This is a genomic window from Catellatospora sp. NPDC049133 (assembly GCF_040648455.1).
GTDB lineage: Bacteria > Actinomycetota > Actinomycetes > Mycobacteriales > Micromonosporaceae > Catellatospora > Catellatospora aurea.
The window spans coordinates 1-18,096 of sequence record NZ_JBEZDT010000002.1; the positions used below are offsets into that span (position 1 = coordinate 1).

Annotated in this window: 12 protein-coding genes and 3 pseudogenes; 7 read left to right on the plus strand and 8 right to left on the minus strand. The window is 72.6% G+C overall.

Annotation, left to right across the window (positions count from 1 at the left end; all coding sequences use genetic code 11):
- Positions 1-208 (plus strand): annotated as a pseudogene (locus AB0B35_RS02290) (aminoacyl-tRNA hydrolase); the annotation flags it as partial.
- Positions 209-210: 2 nt separating this feature from the next.
- On the opposite strand, the gene AB0B35_RS02295 reads toward AB0B35_RS02290, so the two are convergent.
- The 4 genes and pseudogenes from AB0B35_RS02295 to AB0B35_RS02310 form a co-directional block, all read right to left on the minus strand.
- The gene (locus tag AB0B35_RS02295) at positions 211-558 is read right to left on the minus strand and encodes a hypothetical protein (protein WP_361039685.1); all 348 of its coding nucleotides are present in this window, start codon (positions 556-558) and stop codon (positions 211-213) included.
- Positions 559-665: 107 nt separating this feature from the next.
- A complete protein-coding gene (locus tag AB0B35_RS02300; RefSeq protein ID WP_361039688.1) occupies positions 666-1,631 on the minus strand; it encodes a 2-oxoglutarate and iron-dependent oxygenase domain-containing protein in 966 nt (321 codons plus the stop codon).
- A 1,183-nt stretch (positions 1,632-2,814) separates the two neighbouring features.
- A pseudogene (locus tag AB0B35_RS02305) lies at positions 2,815-3,273 on the minus strand (SigE family RNA polymerase sigma factor); the annotation flags it as partial.
- A gap of 1,177 nt (positions 3,274-4,450) precedes the next feature.
- Positions 4,451-4,909, minus strand: a pseudogene (locus AB0B35_RS02310) (SigE family RNA polymerase sigma factor); the annotation flags it as partial.
- A gap of 151 nt (positions 4,910-5,060) precedes the next feature.
- Between AB0B35_RS02310 and AB0B35_RS02315 the strand changes: the two are divergent.
- Together AB0B35_RS02315 and AB0B35_RS02320 are read left to right on the plus strand one after the other, a co-directional pair.
- Complete coding sequence (locus tag AB0B35_RS02315; protein WP_361039690.1) at positions 5,061-6,707, plus strand: FAD-binding dehydrogenase; 1,647 nt, start codon at positions 5,061-5,063, stop codon at positions 6,705-6,707.
- Between the two features lie 213 nt (positions 6,708-6,920).
- Entirely contained in the window at positions 6,921-8,360 is a 1,440-nt protein-coding gene (locus tag AB0B35_RS02320; RefSeq protein WP_361039692.1) for a carboxylesterase family protein, read from the plus strand.
- On the opposite strand, the gene AB0B35_RS02325 is transcribed toward AB0B35_RS02320, so the two are convergent.
- On the minus strand, positions 8,357-9,076 hold the full coding sequence (locus tag AB0B35_RS02325; protein ID WP_361039694.1) for a helical backbone metal receptor: 720 nt from the start codon (positions 9,074-9,076) through the stop codon (positions 8,357-8,359). The genes AB0B35_RS02320 and AB0B35_RS02325 overlap by 4 nt on opposite strands.
- Positions 9,077-9,086: 10 nt before the next feature.
- A complete protein-coding gene (locus tag AB0B35_RS02330) occupies positions 9,087-12,095 on the minus strand; it encodes an EAL domain-containing protein (protein WP_361039697.1) in 3,009 nt (1,002 codons plus the stop codon).
- Positions 12,096-12,423: 328 nt separating this feature from the next.
- Here AB0B35_RS02330 and AB0B35_RS02335 point away from each other — a divergent pair, with 328 nt between their 5' ends.
- Together AB0B35_RS02335 and AB0B35_RS02340 are read left to right on the plus strand one after the other, a co-directional pair.
- Positions 12,424-13,470, plus strand: a complete 1,047-nt coding sequence (locus tag AB0B35_RS02335) for a hypothetical protein (RefSeq protein WP_361039700.1) — start codon at positions 12,424-12,426, stop codon at positions 13,468-13,470.
- A 108-nt stretch (positions 13,471-13,578) separates the two neighbouring features.
- On the plus strand, positions 13,579-13,782 hold the full coding sequence (locus AB0B35_RS02340; protein ID WP_203694153.1) for a hypothetical protein: 204 nt from the start codon (positions 13,579-13,581) through the stop codon (positions 13,780-13,782).
- Between the two features lie 8 nt (positions 13,783-13,790).
- Here AB0B35_RS02340 and AB0B35_RS02345 read toward each other — a convergent pair whose 3' ends face one another.
- Entirely contained in the window at positions 13,791-14,273 is a 483-nt protein-coding gene (locus AB0B35_RS02345) for a MaoC family dehydratase (protein ID WP_361039703.1), read from the minus strand.
- Positions 14,274-14,459: 186 nt separating this feature from the next.
- Between AB0B35_RS02345 and AB0B35_RS02350 the strand changes: the two genes are divergently transcribed.
- Positions 14,460-15,233, plus strand: a complete 774-nt coding sequence (locus tag AB0B35_RS02350) for a helix-hairpin-helix domain-containing protein (RefSeq protein WP_361039706.1) — start codon at positions 14,460-14,462, stop codon at positions 15,231-15,233.
- Positions 15,234-15,235: 2 nt separating this feature from the next.
- Positions 15,236-16,273 (plus strand): OmpA family protein, encoded by a 1,038-nt coding sequence (locus AB0B35_RS02355; protein ID WP_361039709.1) that lies wholly within the window; start codon positions 15,236-15,238, stop codon positions 16,271-16,273.
- A gap of 80 nt (positions 16,274-16,353) precedes the next feature.
- Here AB0B35_RS02355 and AB0B35_RS02360 read toward each other — a convergent pair whose 3' ends face one another.
- Complete coding sequence (locus tag AB0B35_RS02360; RefSeq protein ID WP_361039712.1) at positions 16,354-18,021, minus strand: PQQ-dependent sugar dehydrogenase; 1,668 nt, start codon at positions 18,019-18,021, stop codon at positions 16,354-16,356.
- Between the last annotated feature and the right edge of the window lie 75 nt (positions 18,022-18,096).

An 18,096-nucleotide genomic window follows, 5' to 3' on the forward strand; every position in this document is an offset into this window, starting at 1 on the left:
CACCATCGCCGCCAGCGAGCACCGCGCCCAGCTCGCCAACCGCGAAGCGGCCCGCGAACGCCTCGCCGCCCTGCTCCGCGAGGCCCTGGCTCCCCCGCCCCCACCCCGCCGCCCCACCAAGATGAGCAAGGGCGCCAAACAACGCCGCCTACAGGCGAAGAAACACCGCTCCGCCATCAAACAACTCCGCCGCGGCGCCCACGACTGAGGTCAGGCGCGGGTTTGGCGGACGTCGGTGTTGACGGGGGCTTCGACGGCGAGGCGGAGGAAGAGGTCGCAGGCCGTCTGGGCCTGGACGCGGCGCTGGTAGGCGCGGCTGGCCACGGCCACCGAACCGGGGCCGGTCTCCAGTCGCCAGGCCCAGGCCAGCCGGCTCACCCGGTGGATCACCGGTTCGGCCTCGGTCGCGGCCGCGCGGACCTCGTCCACGGCGCGTAGGCAGGCGTCGACGTCGGGGAAACCCACACCCGACCGGCCCAGGTCACGGTTGTTGCTGGACAGCAGCCGCCAGGTGACGCCGGCACACGCCCGCTCGTAGAACTCGAACCGAGCGGTCAACGTCATCTCCAGCGGTCGGTGAGCCGATCACTCGACCTTTTCCCGGCAAGATGGACGGATGCTGACTTTCCCGTGAACAGCACGTCCCCTTCTGGGCGAAGAGACGGTCACAGGACCTCGCCGCGCAGTTGCGGGAACACCTTGCCCACCTTGCCCAGCAGGTAGGCGCCGTACGTGCCGGTGAAAGCGCGCAGGTCCTGGCCGTCCCAGCGGGGGTGGCCGTCCGCGCCCGCCCGCGCCCGGCCCGGCAGCGGCGGCACCTCGGCCGAGAAGTCGGGGTCGAAGAAGAACGGGAACGACAGCCGCTCGTTGCCGCTGACGTTGCGCACCCGGTGCGGCGTCGAGCGGTACCAGCCGCCGGTCAGCCGGTCCAGCATGTCGCCGATGTTGCAGACGAACGTGCCGGGCACCGGCGGCGCGTCGACCCAGCCGGCCGGCGTACGCACCTGCAGGCCGCCGTTGCCGTCCTGGGCCAGCAGGGTGAGCAGCCCGTAGTCGGTGTGCTCGCCGACGCCCCAGCCGTCGTCCCCGGCGGGCGACGGCGGGTAGTGGAAGACCCGGAACAGGATCGTCGGGTCGGCCGTGTACCCGCTCGCGAAGTAGTCCTCGGGCAGGTCCAGGCTCACCGCCACACCGCGCATCACCTCCTGCGCGACCGCGGTCAGCGCCGCCAGGTACGCCGGCACCACCTCGGCCAGCTCCGGCACCTGCCGGGGGTACAGGTTGGACCCGTGCAGCGGCAGCCCGGCGACCACACGGGGGTCGTCGGCGGACAGCTCCGCGCCGAAGTACAGGCCCTCCTTCAGGTCCGGCCGCCCTGAGGTCAGCTCGCCGCCGACGGGGAAGAAGCCGCGCCAGGCCCGGCCGCCCCGGGCCATGGCGATCTCCGTCTTGACGTCCTCGGGCAGCGCGAAGAACGCCCGCGACGCCGCGTCGAGCCGCCGCAGCAGCTCGTCCGGCACGCCGTGCCCGGTCAGGTAGAAGAACCCGCTGTCACGGCAGGCCGCGCGGATCCCGGCGGCCACGGCGGCGCGGTCGGCGGACAGGTCGATGATCGGCAGAGAACCACCCATCCGATCATTCTGGCAGCCCGCCGCGGAACCGCGCCGCCGCTGCTCAGCCCTGCCGAATCGCGGTCTGGTCGCAGCCGGGCGGCCGGTAGCCGTACACCGGGTCGAGCGGCAGCCGGTAGCCCTCGCCGAACACGGCCTCGCCGTCGGTCCACAGCAGATTCGTGCCCCGGAAGCACAGCGCCTGGGCGTACCCGTCCGGCGACAGGTCGATCCGGTTCAGCACGCGGCCGTCCCCGGGCGAGAACCTGACCACGGCGACCACCGTGTAGTCGGGGGCCGCGGGGGACTGCACGATCTCGATTCCGGCCGTGCCGTCCGCGGCGGGCAGGACGAAGGGGATGAGGTCACGCTCACCGGTGTCGCCATAGGTGATCTCAAGGGAAACGGCGCTCTCGCCCGCCCGGAGCACACTTCCCAGCTCCACGGTGAACCTGCGGGTTGCCCAGGTCATCGGATCGACCCGGTCGAGGGTGACCGTGGTGTCGGTGATCCGGTCACCGAGCCGCAGCAGCTCCCCGCTGTCGAGCACCGCCGCGACGGGCCTGGCCCGCTCGGAGGTGGGCAGCACGTAGACGGTCCAGTCGGCGGTCCGGACGAGCACCTCGGCGCGATCGGTGAACCGTGAGACGAGCAGCCAGGTCCCGGACGGCGACCAGCGGGCCTCGCCGACGGGGTACGGCAGCTCCCGCACGGTGGTCGCGGTCAGGTCCCGGACCACCGTGCCCTGCGGCGACGACCAGGCTACCCACCGGCTGTCCGGCGACAGCACGGGTTCCATGGTGAAGCCACCGGTCGGCCGGGGCGGCAGCCGGTAGCGGACACCGTCGCCGCCGAGCAGCTCGTACACGGGGTCGTCCGAGACCCGCTTCGCCAGCAGCAGCGCGCCGCCCTGGACACCCCGGTCGGCGGGCAGATCGACCCGGGCCTCACCGGGCGGCACCCGGGTCGGCAGCGGCGTCACCGGCGAGCGCGACGGGGCCGGGGCCGACGGGCTCGGTGAGCTCGTCACCGGTGGTGGCAGGGCGGCGGGGCCGAGCAGGGCGAACCAGCTCACGGCCAGCAGCGGCACGGCCACGAGCGCCGTCGCCGCGCCCGCCAGCCGGGTCCGTCGACGGCGTGCCGTCGCCAGGGCGGCCGGCGCGTCGGCGTACTGCCCGGCCTCCTCGGCGACCAGCGGCAGCGAGCGCCGCAGGTTGGTCAGCGCGAGGTTGGTCTGGCTCTTCACGGTGCCGACCGAGCAGCCCATGAGCGCGGCGGTGTCCGCCTCGGACAGGTCCTCGTAGAAGCGCAGCACCAGCACGGCCCGCTGGCGTGGGGCGAGCGTCGCCAGCGCCCTGGTGAGCGCGACCCGCTCCACGACCCGGCCCGGCTCGTCGGGACCGGCCCGCTCGGGCAGTTCGGCCATCGGCCGCGCGGGCCGCCTGCGCCACCACGAGATCTGCTCGTTGACCATGATGCGCCGGACGTACGCCTCCGGCTGGCCGTACTCCCTGATCTGCCGCCACCGCGTCGCGGCCTTGGCCAGCGCGGTCTGCACCAGATCCTCGGCCGCGTGGTGCTCGCCGGTGAGCAGGTACGCCGTGCGCGACAGCGCCCCGCCCCGCGCGACGACGAACTCGTGGAAGCCGTCGTATCGGCTCATCCGTCACCTCCACCTCCCCCTACGTGGCAGCGGGCCGGAAGGTTGGGATCATCTCGCACGGCCGCGGTCACGGCACCATCGAGCTGAGCTGGGTGGAACGGCGGCAGCCCGCGGGCTCCGCGACGCGGTCGAGTTCCATCAGCACCGCCATGCTCTCGGGCACCTGGGCCCGGCGGATGCTCACGAAGTCCGTCCACAGCAGCTCCCCGCCGCGGAAGCACAGCGGGAACGCGATCCGGTCCGGCGGCAGCGAAATCCGGCGCAGCACCCGGCCATCGACCGTGGAGAACTGCAGCACCGCCACCACCTGGGCAGATCCATGCGGGGCAACGCCGACCACCTCCACCGCCGCCGAACTTCCGGGTGCCGAGAGGACCGACCACCTGTAGATCCATTCCTTGGCCCCGAGCCGGTCGGCCACCTCGACGGTGATCGGGCGCACCGCCCCCGCCCCGAGATCGACCACCTCCAGCGGCGCGGCCGTCGCGGTAGGATCGCCGGCGGGGCGCAGCAGCTCGCCGCTGTCCAGCACGACCTGCGCCGCCCTGCCCCGCAAGCCGGGCGGGACCTCACGAGCCGTCCAGTCGGGCAGGTGGTAGAGCGTCTCGCCACCGAGATACGCGGGCAGCAGGAACCACTCACCGCCAGGGGACCAGAGCGGGGCGCTCGACGTCGGCGACAGCTCACGCACCTCCGTCCCGGTGAGGTCGCGGACCATCGTCGCCGCGGTCGTCGACCAGGTCAGCCAGCGCCCGTCCGGCGACAGCGTGGGCGTGCTCACGTAACCCGCTTCCGGCGCCGGCACCGTGTAGTGGCGGCCGTCGACCGTGACCAGCACCGTCCAAGTGCTCGACGACGTCTGGTCGTGGTACACCTGCAGCACCGCCGGTCCGGTGCCGCGGTCGGCGGGCAGCGGCTCGGTCGCGGCCTTCGGGTCGAGCCGGGACGGCAGCGCCGGCAACGGCTTGGCCGGGGTCGGGACGCCGGACGGCGGGTTGGTCACCGGGGGCGGCACGGTGTCGGGGCCGCGCACCGCGTACCACATCAGGCCGGCCAGCAGCGGCACCACGAGCAGCGCGGCCGCCACCGTCCGGCCGGTCCGGCGGCGGCGGGCCAGGGCCAGGGCCGCCGAGCTGTCGGCGTACTCACCCGCCTGCTCGGCGTAGTGGGGCAGCGCCCGGCGCAGGCGGCCCAGCGCCAGGTGGGTCTGGCTCTTCACAGTGCCGACCGAGCAGCCCATCAGCGCGGCGGTGTCCGCCTCGGACAGGTCCTCGTAGAAACGCAGCACCACCACGGCGCGCTGCCGCGGGGTCAGCGTGGCCAGGGCCTGGCCGAGGGCGACGCGCTCCACGACCCGGCCCGGCTCGTCGGGACCGGCCCGCTCGGGCACCTCCGCGACCGGTCGCGCGGGCCGCCTGCGCCACCACGAGATCTGCTCGTTGATCATGGTGCGCCGGATGTACGCCTCCGGCTGGCCGTACTCCCTGATCTGCCGCCACCTGGTCGCCGCCTTGGCCAGCGCCGACTGCACGAGATCCTCGGCCGCGTGGTGCTCACCGGTCAGCAGGAACGCCGTGCGCGACAGCGCCCCGCCGCGCTCGACGACGAACTCGTGGAACCCGTCGTACCTGTCCATCCGCCACCTCCGCCCCCAATACGCGGCAGTGTGGCCGGGGGTTGGAGGTCATCATCCGGCAGTGCGGCGCGCCCCGGTGCCGAGCGAGGCGAAAGAGTTTCGCGTTCGCTATGCTGCCGGTCACATCGCCGTGAATCCAGGGAGTGGCAGCGTGGACGCAGACGTCATCGTGGTCGGAGCCGGGCTGGCCGGGCTCGTGGCCACCGCCGAGCTGGCCGACGCCGGCAAGCGCGTCATCCTGCTCGACCAGGAGCCGGAGGCCTCGCTGGGCGGGCAGGCGTTCTGGTCGTTCGGCGGCCTGTTCCTGGTCGACACCCCCGAGCAGCGGCGCATGGGCATCAAGGACTCCCCCGAGCTGGCCTTGCAGGACTGGCTGGGCAGTGCCGGGTTCGACCGCGAGTGCGACGCCTGGCCGCGCAGATGGGCGCAGGCGTACGTGGACTTCGCCGCCGGGGAGAAGCGGTCCTGGCTGCACGCGCAGGGGGTGCGTTTCTTCCCCGTGGTCGGCTGGGCCGAGCGGGGCGGGTACCTCGCCGACGGGCACGGCAACTCGGTGCCACGGTTCCACATCACCTGGGGCACCGGGCCGGGCGTGCTCGCTCCGTTCATCCGCCGGGTCCGTGCCGCGGTGGACATGGGCCTGGTCACGCTCGCGTTCCGGCACCGGGTCGACGAGCTGACGATGACCGCCGGAGCGGTCGACGGCGTACGCGGCGCGGTGCTGGAGCCCAGCGCGGCCGCCAGGGGCGAGGCCAGCTCGCGTACCGAGGTGGGTGAGTTCTCCTACCGCGCGCAGGCGGTGGTCGTGACCTCCGGCGGCATCGGCGGCAACCACGACCTGGTGCGGCGCAACTGGCCGCAGCGGCTGGGCACCCCGCCGCAGCGGCTGCTGTCCGGCGTGCCCGCGCACGTCGACGGCCGGATGCTCGGCATCACCGAGGACGCGGGCGGCAACCTGATCAACCGCGACCGGATGTGGCACTACACCGAGGGCATCGAGAACTGGGCCCCGATCTGGGACAGGCACGGCATCCGGATCCTGCCGGGCCCGTCGTCGCTGTGGCTGGACGCGACCGGCAAACGGCTGCCGGTGCCGCTGTTCCCGGGCTTCGACACGCTCGGCACGCTGGAGCACATCATGGGCACCGGGCACGAGTACACGTGGTTCGTGCTCACTCAGAAGATCATCGAGAAGGAGTTCGCGCTGTCGGGCTCCGAGCAGAACCCCGACCTGACCGGCAAGAGCGTGCGGCAGGTGCTCAAGCGGGCGCTGCCCGGCGCGCCCGGCCCGGTCGAGGCGTTCAAGCGCAACGGGGCCGACTTCGTCGTCGCCGACACCCTGGACGAGCTGGTCGCGGGCATGAACAAGCTGACCGGGCAGGGTCTGCTCGACCTCGCCGAGGTGCGCTGGCAGATCGAGGCGCGCGACCGCGAGTTGACCAACACCTTCACCAAGGACCTGCAGATCACCGCGATCCGCGGGGCGCGCAACTACCGCGGGGACAAGCTGATCCGGGTGGCGACGCCGCACCGGCTGCTGGACCCGAAGGCGGGGCCGCTGATCGCGGTCCGGCTCAACATCCTCACCCGCAAGACCCTGGGCGGGCTGGAGACCGACCTGTCCGGCCGGGTGCTGCGGGCCGACGGCACGCCCCTGCCCGGGGTGTACGCGGCCGGCGAGGTGGCCGGGTTCGGCGGTGGCGGCGTGCACGGCTACCGCTCGCTGGAGGGCACCTTCCTCGGCGGCTGCATCTTCTCCGGCCGCCAGGCGGGCCGCGCCGCCGCCGCGGCCGTGTGACCGGGCCGTGGCCGACCACACCCGGCCACGGCCCTCCTCCCCCGAACGCCGCGCCCGGCCGCCCCGCGGGCTCCGCTGCCCCGGCGACCCGGCACCCGGCGCGGCTAGCTCCGCCCCCGCGTAGCGCACCTGCTGCGTTAAGAAGGGCACCTTCTTCTACGCAAAGCGATAAGAATGTGCCCTTCCTTTCGTGCGGGGCGGGAGAATGCGGGGGTGACGGAGACAGCGGTGGGGGTCGTCGTGGCGACCCGGAGCGGGCGGGTGCGGGGGCGGGTCGACGACGGGGTCGCGGTGTTCCTGGGTATTCCGTACGCGGCTGCGCCGTTCGGGGAGCACCGGTTCACGGCTCCCGCGCCCGTGACGGCGTGGACGGGGGTGCGCGACGCGCTGGCGTACGGGCCGACCGCGCCGAAAGCGCCGTTCCCGCCGCCGATGGACCGGCTGCTGGCCGACCCGTCGATCCCCGGTGACGAGTGCCTGAACCTGAACGTGTGGGCCCCCGCGGGCGCGGCCGGGCGGCCCGTCATGGTGTGGATCCACGGCGGCTCGCTGCGCAACGGGTCGAGCTGCCTGCCCGCGTACGACGGCCGCAACTTCGCCCGCGACGGCGTGGTGCTCGTGTCGATCAACTACCGGCTGGGCATCGAGGGCTTCGGCGTCTTCCCCGACGCCCCCGCCAACCTCGGCCTGCGCGACCAGATCGCGGCGCTGACCTGGGTGCGTGACAACATCGCGGCGTTCGGCGGCGACCCCGGCAACGTGACCGTGTTCGGCGAGTCGGCGGGCTCGATCTCCATCGGGGCGCTGCTGACCAGTCCCCACGCGCAGGGCCTGTTCCATCGGGCGGTGCTGCAGAGCGGGGCCCCGGCCGCGCAGCCGCCCGAGGCCGCGGGCCGGTCCACCCGGCTCATCGCCAAGCGGCTGAAGATCCCGGCGACCGCCGAGGCGTTCGCGCAGGTGGACCGGGCCCGGCTGCTCGCCGCGCAGGTCTCGATCACCCGGGGCGGGCCGCCGATCGGCAACGGCAACGGCTTCACGCTGACCGTCGACGGCGACGTGCTGCCCCGCGACCCGATGGTCGCGCTGCACGGCGGCGCGGCCGCCGACATCCCGGTGCTGCTGGGCTACAACGCCGAGGAGTACCGGCTGTGGTTCGTGCCGACCGGCCTGGTCGACCGGATCAACCGGCTCACGCTGCGGCTGGCCCTGGCCAAGTTCCGGGTGCGGGCGCGCACCGCACGGGCCTACCGGGCGGCCCGGCCCGAGGCCACGCCGGGCGAACTGCTCGGCGTCATCGCCACCGACCGGCTGCTGCGCCGCCCGCTCAACCTGCTGGCCGACGCCCGACCGGGCGACACCTGGCTGTACGAGTTCGCCTGGCCGTCGCCGGTGGAACGGCTGGGCGCGTGCCACGCCCTGGAGATCGGCTTCGTCTTCGACACCCTGGGCACGCCCGACGGGCTCCCGCTGTCCGGCCCGAACCCGCCGCAGGAGCTGGCCGACGCCATGCACCGGGCCTGGGTGGACTTCGCGACCACCGGCGACCCTGGCTGGTCCCGCTGGGACCCTTCCCGCCCCGTGATGCGCTTCGACGCGCCCACCCCGCTGCTCGTCCGCGCCCCCAACGACGACGAGCTGCGTTCCTGGTCCTAGCGGCGGGTCCGGGCGAGCTGCGCGGCGAGCAGGGCGGGGGCCTCGGCGAGGGAGGGTCCGTACCAGGTGAGGTGGCGGCCGGAGACGAGGGCGCAGGGGGTGCCGGGGAAGGCCTCGGGGCCGTCGTCGCCGGTGAAGGCATAGGGCTCGTCGGGCAGCACGATCAGGTCGGCGGCCTGCGCATGCAGGTCGGCGACAGACGGCCGGGGGTAGCGCTCGGGGTCGTCGGCGTAGACGTTGGCCACGCCGAGGCGGCGCAGCACGTCACCGGCGAAGGTGCCGCCGCCCAGCACGATCCACGGCCGCCGCCACACCGGGACGACCGCCCGCCGGGTCGCGGTCGGGGCGGGCAGGGCCGCCCAGGCGGCGCGGGCCGCGGTCAGCCAGTCGGGCTCGCCGGGCGCGCCGAGGGCGGCGAGCAAACGGCCCAGCTCGTCGAGGGCCTCGTCGACGGTGCGCGGGTAGGTGACGTACAGCTCGACGCCCGCGGCGCGCAGCGCGTCGGCGTCCTGCTCGCGGTTCTCCTCGACGTTGACCAGCACCACGTCCGGGCGCAGCGCCAGGACCCGGTCGAGGTCGGGATACTTGCTGCCGCCCACCCGGGCCACGTCGAGCCCGGCCGGATGTGTGCACCAGTCCGTGGCCCCCACCAGGGCCCCGGGCAGCGTCGCCGCGACGGCCTCGGTCAGCGACGGCACCAGGGAGACGATCCGCATCCGCCCGACCCTAGTGCGCCGCCGGGTGCTCGAGGTCGTCGACCAGCCACGGGAACGTCTCCCCGCCGGGCAGCGGCTTGCTGAACAGGTAGCCCTGGCCGTAGGGGCAGCCGATGTCGGCGAGGATGTCGCGCTGCTCCTGCGTCTCGATGCCCTCGGCGATGACCTCCAGGCCGAGCGTGTTGGCCAGCTGCACGATGCCCTCCACCAGCGCGCGCTGCTGGGCCGAGAGGGCGATCTCGCCGACGAACGACTTGTCCAGCTTCACCACGTCCAGCGCCATCTGCCGCAGGTAGCTCAGCGACGAGTAGCCGGTGCCGAAGTCGTCGATGGCCACGCGCACGCCCGCCTCCCGCAGCTCGGCCAGGTCGGCCCAGACCTCCTCGTCCTCGTGCAGCAGCAGCGTCTCGACGATCTCCAGCATCATCCGGTGCGCGGGCAGGCCCGCCTCGTCCAGCTCGCGCAGCAGATCGGCGACCACGCCCGGGGTGCGGAACTGGCGGGCCGAGATGTTGATGCTGACGTACGGGCTCAGCCCGGCCCGGGTGGGCCAGCGGGCGGCCGTGGCCAGCGCCTGGCGCACCACCTGGGTGCCGATCGGCACGATCAGCCCGGACTCCTCGGCCAGCCCGATGAACTCGCCGGGGGCCAGGGTGCCGCGGCTGGGATGTTCCCAGCGCACCAGCGCCTCGAAGCCGACCGTGCCGCCGCCGGTCAGCCCGACGACCGGCTGGAAGCGCAGGCTGAACTCCTCCTCGGCGACGGCCCGGTCCAGGTCCGCCTTCAGCTGGAGCCGTTCGACCAGTGCCTCGTGCAGGGCCGGCTGGTACCGGCGCCACTGCCCCTTGCCCTCACCCTTGGCCGAGTACAGCGCCAGATCGGCGTGGCGCAGCAGCTCGTCGCCGTCGTGGGCGTGTTTGGTGGTGGCCACGCCGATGCTGGCCCCGGCGGGCACCCGCTGGTCGCCCACCGGCACGGGAACCGACAGCACCCGTACCACCCGTTCGGCCACCGCCTCGATCGCCCCGGTGCCGGCGGAGTCCTCGATCAGCGCCGCGAACTCGTCGCCGCCCAGGCGGGCGGCGGTGTCGTGCGGGCGCAGCACTCCTTTGAGGCGTTCGGCGACCGCGGTCAGCAACTCGTCCCCGACCGGGTGGCCCATCGTGTCGTTGACATCCTTGAAGTCGTCGAGGTCGATGAAGAGCACCCCCGCGATGGACCCGTTGCGGCGGGCCCGGTCCACCGCGAGCGTCACCCGGTCGATGAACAGGGCGCGGTTGGCCAGCCCGGTCAGCGAGTCGTGGAACGCCCGGTGGGTCAGCTCCCGCTCCAGCCGCCGGCGCTGCGTCACGTCCCGCAGGGTGATCACCAGCCCGGCGACGGCGGGGTCCTCGCGCAGGTCCCGGCTGGAGACCTCGACCTGCAACCGCCGGTCCCCGAAGCCCCAGACGGTCCAGTCCGTGGTCTCGCCGCGCCGCTCCTGGCGGGCCCGCATGAGGAAGCCCGCGCTGCGCTCGCGCTCCTCCGGGACGACGAGGTCGAGCAGGTGGTTGCCTTCAAGGGCCTCCCGGCCGAACATCGCCGCCGCGGACGGGCTGCAGTAGCGGATCTCGTCGTCACCGCCCACGATCATGATCACGTCGGCGGTGTTGTGCACCAGCGCCCGGAAGTAGGCCTCGCTGTCACGCCGGTTGACCTCGTCGTTCAGCATGATCCGGGACAGCGCCAGCGCCGCCTGCAGGGCGAGCACCTCCATCGTGCCCTGCAGCGTGTGCAGCACGTCCTCATCGGCCGCGATCAGCAGCGTGCCGATGCTGTGCCCACCCGAGGTGCCGTCGGCCGGCGCGAGCGGGCAGCTCAGCACGGTGTCGAAGCCAGCCAGCTCGTCGGCGTGCTCCGCGGGCAGCTCACCGGTGCGGCACAGCACCGCAGGCCGGGGGCCGTCGCGCGGCGGCTGCGCGACCGGGGCCTGCTCGTTCTCCTCGACGGCAAGGATCACCCGATGCTCGGCGTGGCTGGGCATCAGGTTGGTGGCGGTGTCGCGTACGACGTCGGAGACCTGGGCGATCTCGGTGGCCGCCACCATGCTCACACCGGCCTCGCGCAGCAGGCGCTCACGGGCCAGCGCCTGCCGGTGGATGCGCATGGCGTCCAGCAGCCGGATCAGCACCAGCACGAACATCGCGATGCAGAGCAGCGCGATGCCCTCGGCGTTGCGCACCGGCCCGCGCAGCGCCTGGAAGAGCAGCACCATCGGCGGGATGAACGAGGACAGCCCCAGCACCACCACGCGCCTGCCGCTGAGCTCGGCGGTCGGCGCGGGCCGGGGCTCGGTCAGCCAGACCATCGAGGGCAGCAGCGCGGCCAGCCCCCAGCCCCAGTAGAGCAGCATCCAGCCGACGTCGAGCGAGCCGCCGATGTGCCAGAAGCCGTCGAGGCGGGCGAACAGGTGCAGGTTGTCGCTGACGAACATGCCGATGCCGCCCGCGGCCAGCAGCGCCACCGGCGCGCTCCAGCGCGCGACCAGCACGATCCGCACCACCATGGCCAGCAGCAGCAGGTCGGCCAGCGGGTACGCGACCGCGGCGATCTGGTCCAGCGCCGTCAATCCGGGCGTACGGAAGCGAGGCTCGATGATGAACATCCAGGCGAGCAGGCCCAGGCCCAGGATCAGGGTCACCGCGTCGAGCACTCCGGCCCGGTCGCGCATCGCCCAGCCGGACCTGGCCAGACCCATCAGGCCCAGGCTCATCACGACGAACATAACCAGGTAGATCATGTCGACTATGAGGGGCACGTCGTAGGGCGCCATGTAGTCGCTGTTGAGCACGGCGGAGAACAGGTCCCCGACGGCGAACAGCACCAGCGCCGCGGAGAGCAGGTACCACGGGCGGGGCCGACGGGGCCGGTTGCGGCGCACGCCGTAGGCGATCGCGGCCGCGCCGCTCAGCCCGAGCGCGGCCCACAATCCCACCTGCCACGGCCTGATGACGTAATAAAGCACGCCAAACAGCACCATCCAGGCTGTGAAGAGCACTGAAACGGCGCGAGACGACACAATTCCCTCCGGATAACACTATTACGCGGCTGGTTCCCTGACGTGGCAACGCGAAAACCAACGATTCGGGCAAAGCGGCGCACGATCGTCGATCGTTTTGAGCGGCCCCCGCGAGACCGGGTACTCTGACCGCCTGCCCCCACGGCACCGAGGCTGTCTCACATAAAGATCTGCCGAAGCCACCGTCGCGCATCCCCGACGACGGCACGGCCGCCCGGCCCGCTGCTCCCCCAGCAGCGCCGCGGCACGCCGGTCCGTCCGCGCGGCAACGACGGAAGGAAGCACCTCCGTGACCCCCACCGCGCCCCGACAACGACGGCGACGCGCCGCCCACCTCACGCTGCTGCTGGCCGCCGTGTTCCTGGTGGTGAGCGGGCTGTCGCCGGCGGCGCCCGCGTTCGCGGAGCCCAACGAGGGCAGCTCCCAGTCGCTCAAGCAGCTGCGCGAGAACCTGGAGGTCGCGGCCAAGGGTTACCTGGAGGCGCAGGCGGCGCTCGACGCGGCCGAAGCCTCGCAGAAGGCGCTGACCACCGAGCTGCTCACCGCCGAGGCCGACCTGGAGCGGTTGCGGGTGTTCGTCGGCCAGTACGCGTCGGAGGCCTACAAGACCGGCCGGCTCGGCATGGTCAGCCTCATGGTCAACGGAACCGACCCGGGCTCCCTGCTGGCCAAGGCCAACGCCATGGACCGGATGACCCAGCGCGACGAGGCCCGCATGCGCGACTTCCGCACGCGCAAGCAGGAGGTCACCGCGAAGAAGGCCGCGATCGACATCCAGCTCAAGCTGCAGCAGGACGCGGTCAAGGAGATGGAGAAACGCAAGAAGGCCGCCGACCAGGCCCTGCGCGCGGTCGACGGGCGCAGCTCCAGCGGCTACATCAACCCGAACTCGCCGCTGGCCAAGCCCGCCCCGCGCAACTCCGACGGATCCTGGCCCAGCGAGGGCTGCACGATCAAGGACCCGACCACCAGCGGCTGTATCACCCCGCGCACCCTGTGGGCGATGAACCAGGCCAAGGCCAACGGCTTCAAGCGCTATGTCTCCTGCCACCGCTCCGGCGGCGGCGGCGAGCATCCCAAGGGCCGCGCCTGCGACTTCGCCTCGGCCACCGGCGGCTTCACCAACTACTCCGCCAGCGGCGGCGACCGCACCTACGGCAACAACCTGGCCTCGTTCTTCATCAAGAACGCCAGCCGGCTCGGGGTCATGTACGTGATCTGGTACTGCAAGATCTGGATCAACGGCGCCTGGAAGACCTACGACTCGGCCGGCTCCAACTGCGGGGACAACCCCGCCGGGGACCATACCAACCACGTGCATCTGTCCATGCTGTGATCGGCGCACAGGGGGCGCTTCTCGAAAGAGGAGCGCCCCCTGTCGTATGTCCGGCGGCTTGTCGCGGATCGGTGGCGTAGCCGGCCCGCGAACGGGCACAGTGATGACATGACGAACGTCGGAGATCCGCCGCAGTACTTCTGGTGCATCAAGCACAACCGGGTCGAGAGCGGCGACGGCAAGTGCGCGGCCAAGTTCCTGCTCGGGCCGTACCCCTCCCCCGCCGACGCCGAGCAGGCGCTGGCCAAGGTCAAGGAGCGCAACGAGGAGTGGGAGGAGGAGGACGCCCGCTGGCAGGGCGACCCCTCCTGAGGCGCTGATCAGCGCGGGACGGCCGCCGCCTCGCGGAGCAGGATGGTCAGGTCGGCGGTGGCCGCGCGCTGCCGCCGTCCGGCGTGCTCCAGCTCGAAGGTCAGCCGCACCACCACCTCGGCGAAGCCCTTCGGCCGGGAGCGCGTGGACAGCAGGTCGGCCCCCATCCGCACCAGCGCGCCCACCGGCACCGGGGCCCGCAGCCGCAGGTTGTCCAGACCCTGGTTGACGGTCATGTCCACGCCCTCGACCCGCCAGATCTCGGCCAGCAGGGTCGGCGTCAGCGACATGGTGAGGAAGCCGTGCGCGATGGTGCCGCCGTACGGCCCGGCCGCGGCCCGCTCGGGGTCGGTGTGGATCCACTGGTCGTCCCAGGTCGCCTCGGCGAACAGGTCCACCTGGCGCTGGGTGATCTCGTGCCAGGCGCTGTGGCCCAGGAAGCTGCCGACCACGTCGGCTAGGTCGCGCACATGCGTCACGGTCTCCGGCACGCCCGCGATCCTATGCGGACATCCCGCCTTTTGTGACCGGTGCAGGAGGCACAACCGGCCGATGCGCTGAGTCGGATGTCCGGGACGTGTGCGAAGCTGCCTCGGACTCGTCGGCTCGCGTCAGCGAGACGAGCAGCAATCCTTCCGACAGCGCGTTTCCCTCGCGCGTTCTTTTTGGAGGTCTTCGTGGCCTGGTTCATCGGCCAGTCGCTCCTCATGATCCTGACAGCGTTCCTGCTCGGCCTGCTGGTGGGCTGGCTGCTGTTCAGCAGGCGCGGCAAGTCCACCCCGGCGGAGCAGCCGGCCGCGGCCGGCGCGCCGTCCACCCCGGTCGTCGCGGAGACTCCCGCGCCGGTCGCCGCGGCCCCCGTGGCCGCCGAAGCCAAGGCGGAGAAGGCCAAGCCCGCCAAGAAGGCGTCGAAGAAGGCTGTGCCCGCCCCGGCCGCGCCCGCCGACGACGAGATCGAGGTGCAGCAGCGGCCCGTGTCGCTGGTCGCCCCGATCGCCAAGCCGGAGTCGGCCGCCGAGCCGGAGCCGGTCGCCGCCGAGCCGGTTGCCGAGCCCACGCCGGAGCCCGTCGCCGTGGCCGCCGACGAGCCCGACGACGCCGTGGAGGCCGCGGTCGAGGCCGCCCAGGACAAGGCGTTCAAGGTCGAGGCGTCGACGCTCACCCCCATCGAGAACATGCTGGTCGCCGCGGGTGACAACCTGCAGCGCATCGAGGGCATCGGGCCCAAGATGGAGGCCGCGCTGACGGCCGCCGGCATGGGCACGTACGCCGCGGTCGCCGCCGCCGACAACGCCGCCCTGCGCAAGGCCATCGAGGACGGCGGGCTCAGCTTCGCGCCCGCCCTGCTCACCTGGGCGCAGCAGGCCCAGCTGCTCGCCGACGGGGACGAGGAGGGTCTGGCCGACCTGCAGCGCCGCCTCGTCGCCGGCCGCGACACGGGACGGGAATGAGCATGGCGGACAACGCTCGCAGGTTCCACCCGGTGGTCGGGCTGGCGGTCGCGGTGCTCGGCCTGGCCGGCATCGTCACCGCGCAGCACCTGCCCATCCGCGAGACCGTCCAGGACGATCTCACGACCCGCTCCGAGCAGGCGCTGGCCGCCGCGGGGCTGTCCGCGGTGGAGGTCGACTTCATCGGGCGCGACGGCACGCTGAAGGCCGCCTCGGCAACCGAGGCCGATCAGGCGCTGGCGATCGTGCGCAAGCTGGAGGGCGTACGCGTCGCCGTGGCCGAGGTGCCCGCGGTGGCCGCACCGGCTCCGTCGCCGTCGCCGTCCCCGACCGCCGCGGCGACCCCGCCGACGGTGGTGCTCACGCTGTCCGGCGGGCGGGCCGTGCTCACCGGCACGGTGCCCACCGAGGCTGCCCGCACCCGCCTGGTGCAGGTGGCCACGTCGCTGGCCGGCACCGGACCGGTGGACGACCAGCTGAAGATCGACCCGAGCGTGACCGACGCCGGGATCGACGGCGTGGCGAACGTGGTGGCCGCGTACGGTCCGGGCGCCAAGGACGTGTCGGTGGAGCTGCGCGGTGGCAACCTGTCGCTGGCGGGCACGCTGGCCTCGCAGGCGGCCAAGGACGCCGTGGCCGCCGCTGCGGCCCAGGCGGGCTCGGTCGTGGTCGACCGCACCGAGGTGGCCAAGGTCCAGCAGGAGCTGGTCAAGCTGCCCGCGGTGACCTTCCTCGACAACAGCACCACGCTCACCCCCGCGGGTCGGGCGGCGCTCGGCCAGGCGGCTCGCATCCTCACCGCCAACCCGCAGGTCAAGGTGCGGATCGAGGGCCACACCGACAGCAACGGCACGGCCGCGGACAACCTGGCGCTGAGCCGGGCCCGCGCCAAGACGGTGCTGGACTACCTGGTCAAGCAGGGTGTCGCGGCCGACCGGCTGACCGCCCAGGGCTACGGCGAGAGCCGTCCCGCCCGCCCCAACACCAGCGAGGCCAACCAGGCGGTCAACCGCCGCGTGGAGTTCATCGTCCTGCCCTGACCCGCAGCTCACCGCTGGTCGGACGAAAGGAAGGGCACCTTCACAACGCTATGCGTTGTAGAAGGTGCCCTTCCTTTCTCTCATTCGGCCCCGGTGTAGCGGAGGCGGTAGATCTTGGCGGCGGGGGTGTCGGGGGACGTGGTGTCGGCGTCGGGGTAGAGGGCCGTGAAGTAGAGGCCGTCGGGGCCCGCGGCGAGGCCGACGACGCTGGCCTTGCCGGTGCCGTTGTACTCCAGCAGGGTCTTCGGCTTGCCGACCTTGTTGCCGTCGAAGGTGAACTCGACGATGCGCTTGCCGTTGTCCTGCGGGCCGCTGGCGAAGGTCGGGCCGCTCTCCGCGACGAACATGTGCCCGTGCTTGCTCTTCGGGAAGCCCGAGCCGTGATGCACGTCGGGGTCGATGAAGGCGATCGAGGTCGGCGCGGTCGAGGGCGACCAGATGTAGAGCTTCGGCTTGAGCATGCTGTCGCGGGTGCCGTCCCAGCCGTAGTCGACGCCCTTGTCCACCCGCGACAGCCGGTCGATCGCGGTGCCGTTCTCGACCTGGTAGTAGCTGCCGTCGGCGCGCCACGCCCCGCCGAACGGATTGCGGAAGCCGGAGGCGTAGACGTAGTCGCGGGCGGTGATGCCGTCCTCGGCGTCGTAGAACGGGTTGTCGGCCGGCGCGCTGCCGTCCAGGTTCACCCGCAGGATCTTCCCGCGGAACGAGTTCAGGTCCTTGGCCGTGTACGCCAGCATGGCGTCGCCCATGTGCACGTAGAGCTTGCCGTCCGGGCCGATGGTGAGCTGCGAGATCTGGTGCGCGGCCGACTGCGGCTCGGCGGGCATGTCCAGCAGCGTCGTCTGCTTCGCCGCGGTGAGCCCGCCGTCCTTGCTGGAGAAGCGCACCACCTTCGGGTAGTGCACGCCGCCGCGCTCGTAGAGCACCGAAGCCAGCACGTCGCCGTTGGCCGGGTCGACGGTGATACCGGTGACGCCCTTCTCGCCGGTGCCGGGGAAGGTGCCCCGCGGGTCGAAGTTGAGCAGGTTCTTCGCGTAGACGCCGGTGCTCAGGTCCCCCTTGACCACCTTGATCTGGCCGTACAGCTCGGTCACGTAGAACATCGGCTGTGCCGGGTCGCCGGTGTGCCCCGGGACCATCGCCAGGTGCACGGGCAACTGGAAGCCGCCGGCCACCTCCTCGACCCGGTAGCCGTCCTGGCGTACGTGCCAGGTGCCGGCCCCGGCCAGCGGGGCGCGCTGCGGCAGGGTCCGGAACGCGCGGTAGCCCCAGGGACTCCAGCGCTTTTCCTTGTCCTTGGTGTCGTCGCGGTAGCGCACCCGCAGGTCGTACTCGCGGTCGGGGGCGAGGTCGCGGCGGGCGGCGAAGGAGTTCTCGAACTCGCCGTCGCCGAGGTGGGCGTGGACCAACTGTGGGCCGTCCAGGCAGGGCGAGTGCCAGACCCGCTCAGCGGGATCGACGGACCAGAGCTCCCACTCGGTGCAGACGTGCTTGACCTTCTTGCCGTTCTTGCGGGCCGGCATCGGCGCGCTCTCCATGTGCACGTCGGCGCCGCTGACCAGGTGCCCGTCGGCGCGCGGCTCGGTGACCGCGGGCGCACCCGGCAGTGCCGCCCCGAGCGTGCGCACCGGCCGGGCGGGCTGCGCGGGAGCGCCACTGCTGTACGCCTGCTGGAAGGAGAGGTAACCGATGCCGCCCAGCACGACGGCCACCACGGTGGCGGTGATCAGAAAACGTCTGTTCTTCATCTCTTCCCCACATCGCGGACAAGTCGGCGAATCCGGGCAAGAGTACCGGCGCGACGCCGGGCGGCAGGTGTTACA

What these genes read in the sequence shown, in the direction of transcription:
- AB0B35_RS02325 (WP_361039694.1), bottom strand. Translation starts at nt 9,076, where the DNA reads ATGCGGATCGTCTCCCTGGTGCCGTCGCTGACCGAGGCCGTCGCGGCG.
- AB0B35_RS02360 (WP_361039712.1), bottom strand. Translation starts at nt 18,021, where the DNA reads ATGAAGAACAGACGTTTTCTGATCACCGCCACCGTGGTGGCCGTCGTG.
- AB0B35_RS02340 (WP_203694153.1), top strand. Translation starts at nt 13,579, where the DNA reads ATGACGAACGTCGGAGATCCGCCGCAGTACTTCTGGTGCATCAAGCAC.
- AB0B35_RS02355 (WP_361039709.1), top strand. Translation starts at nt 15,236, where the DNA reads ATGGCGGACAACGCTCGCAGGTTCCACCCGGTGGTCGGGCTGGCGGTC.
- AB0B35_RS02300 (WP_361039688.1), bottom strand. Translation starts at nt 1,631, where the DNA reads ATGGGTGGTTCTCTGCCGATCATCGACCTGTCCGCCGACCGCGCCGCC.
- AB0B35_RS02330 (WP_361039697.1), bottom strand. Translation starts at nt 12,095, where the DNA reads ATGGTGCTGTTTGGCGTGCTTTATTACGTCATCAGGCCGTGGCAGGTG.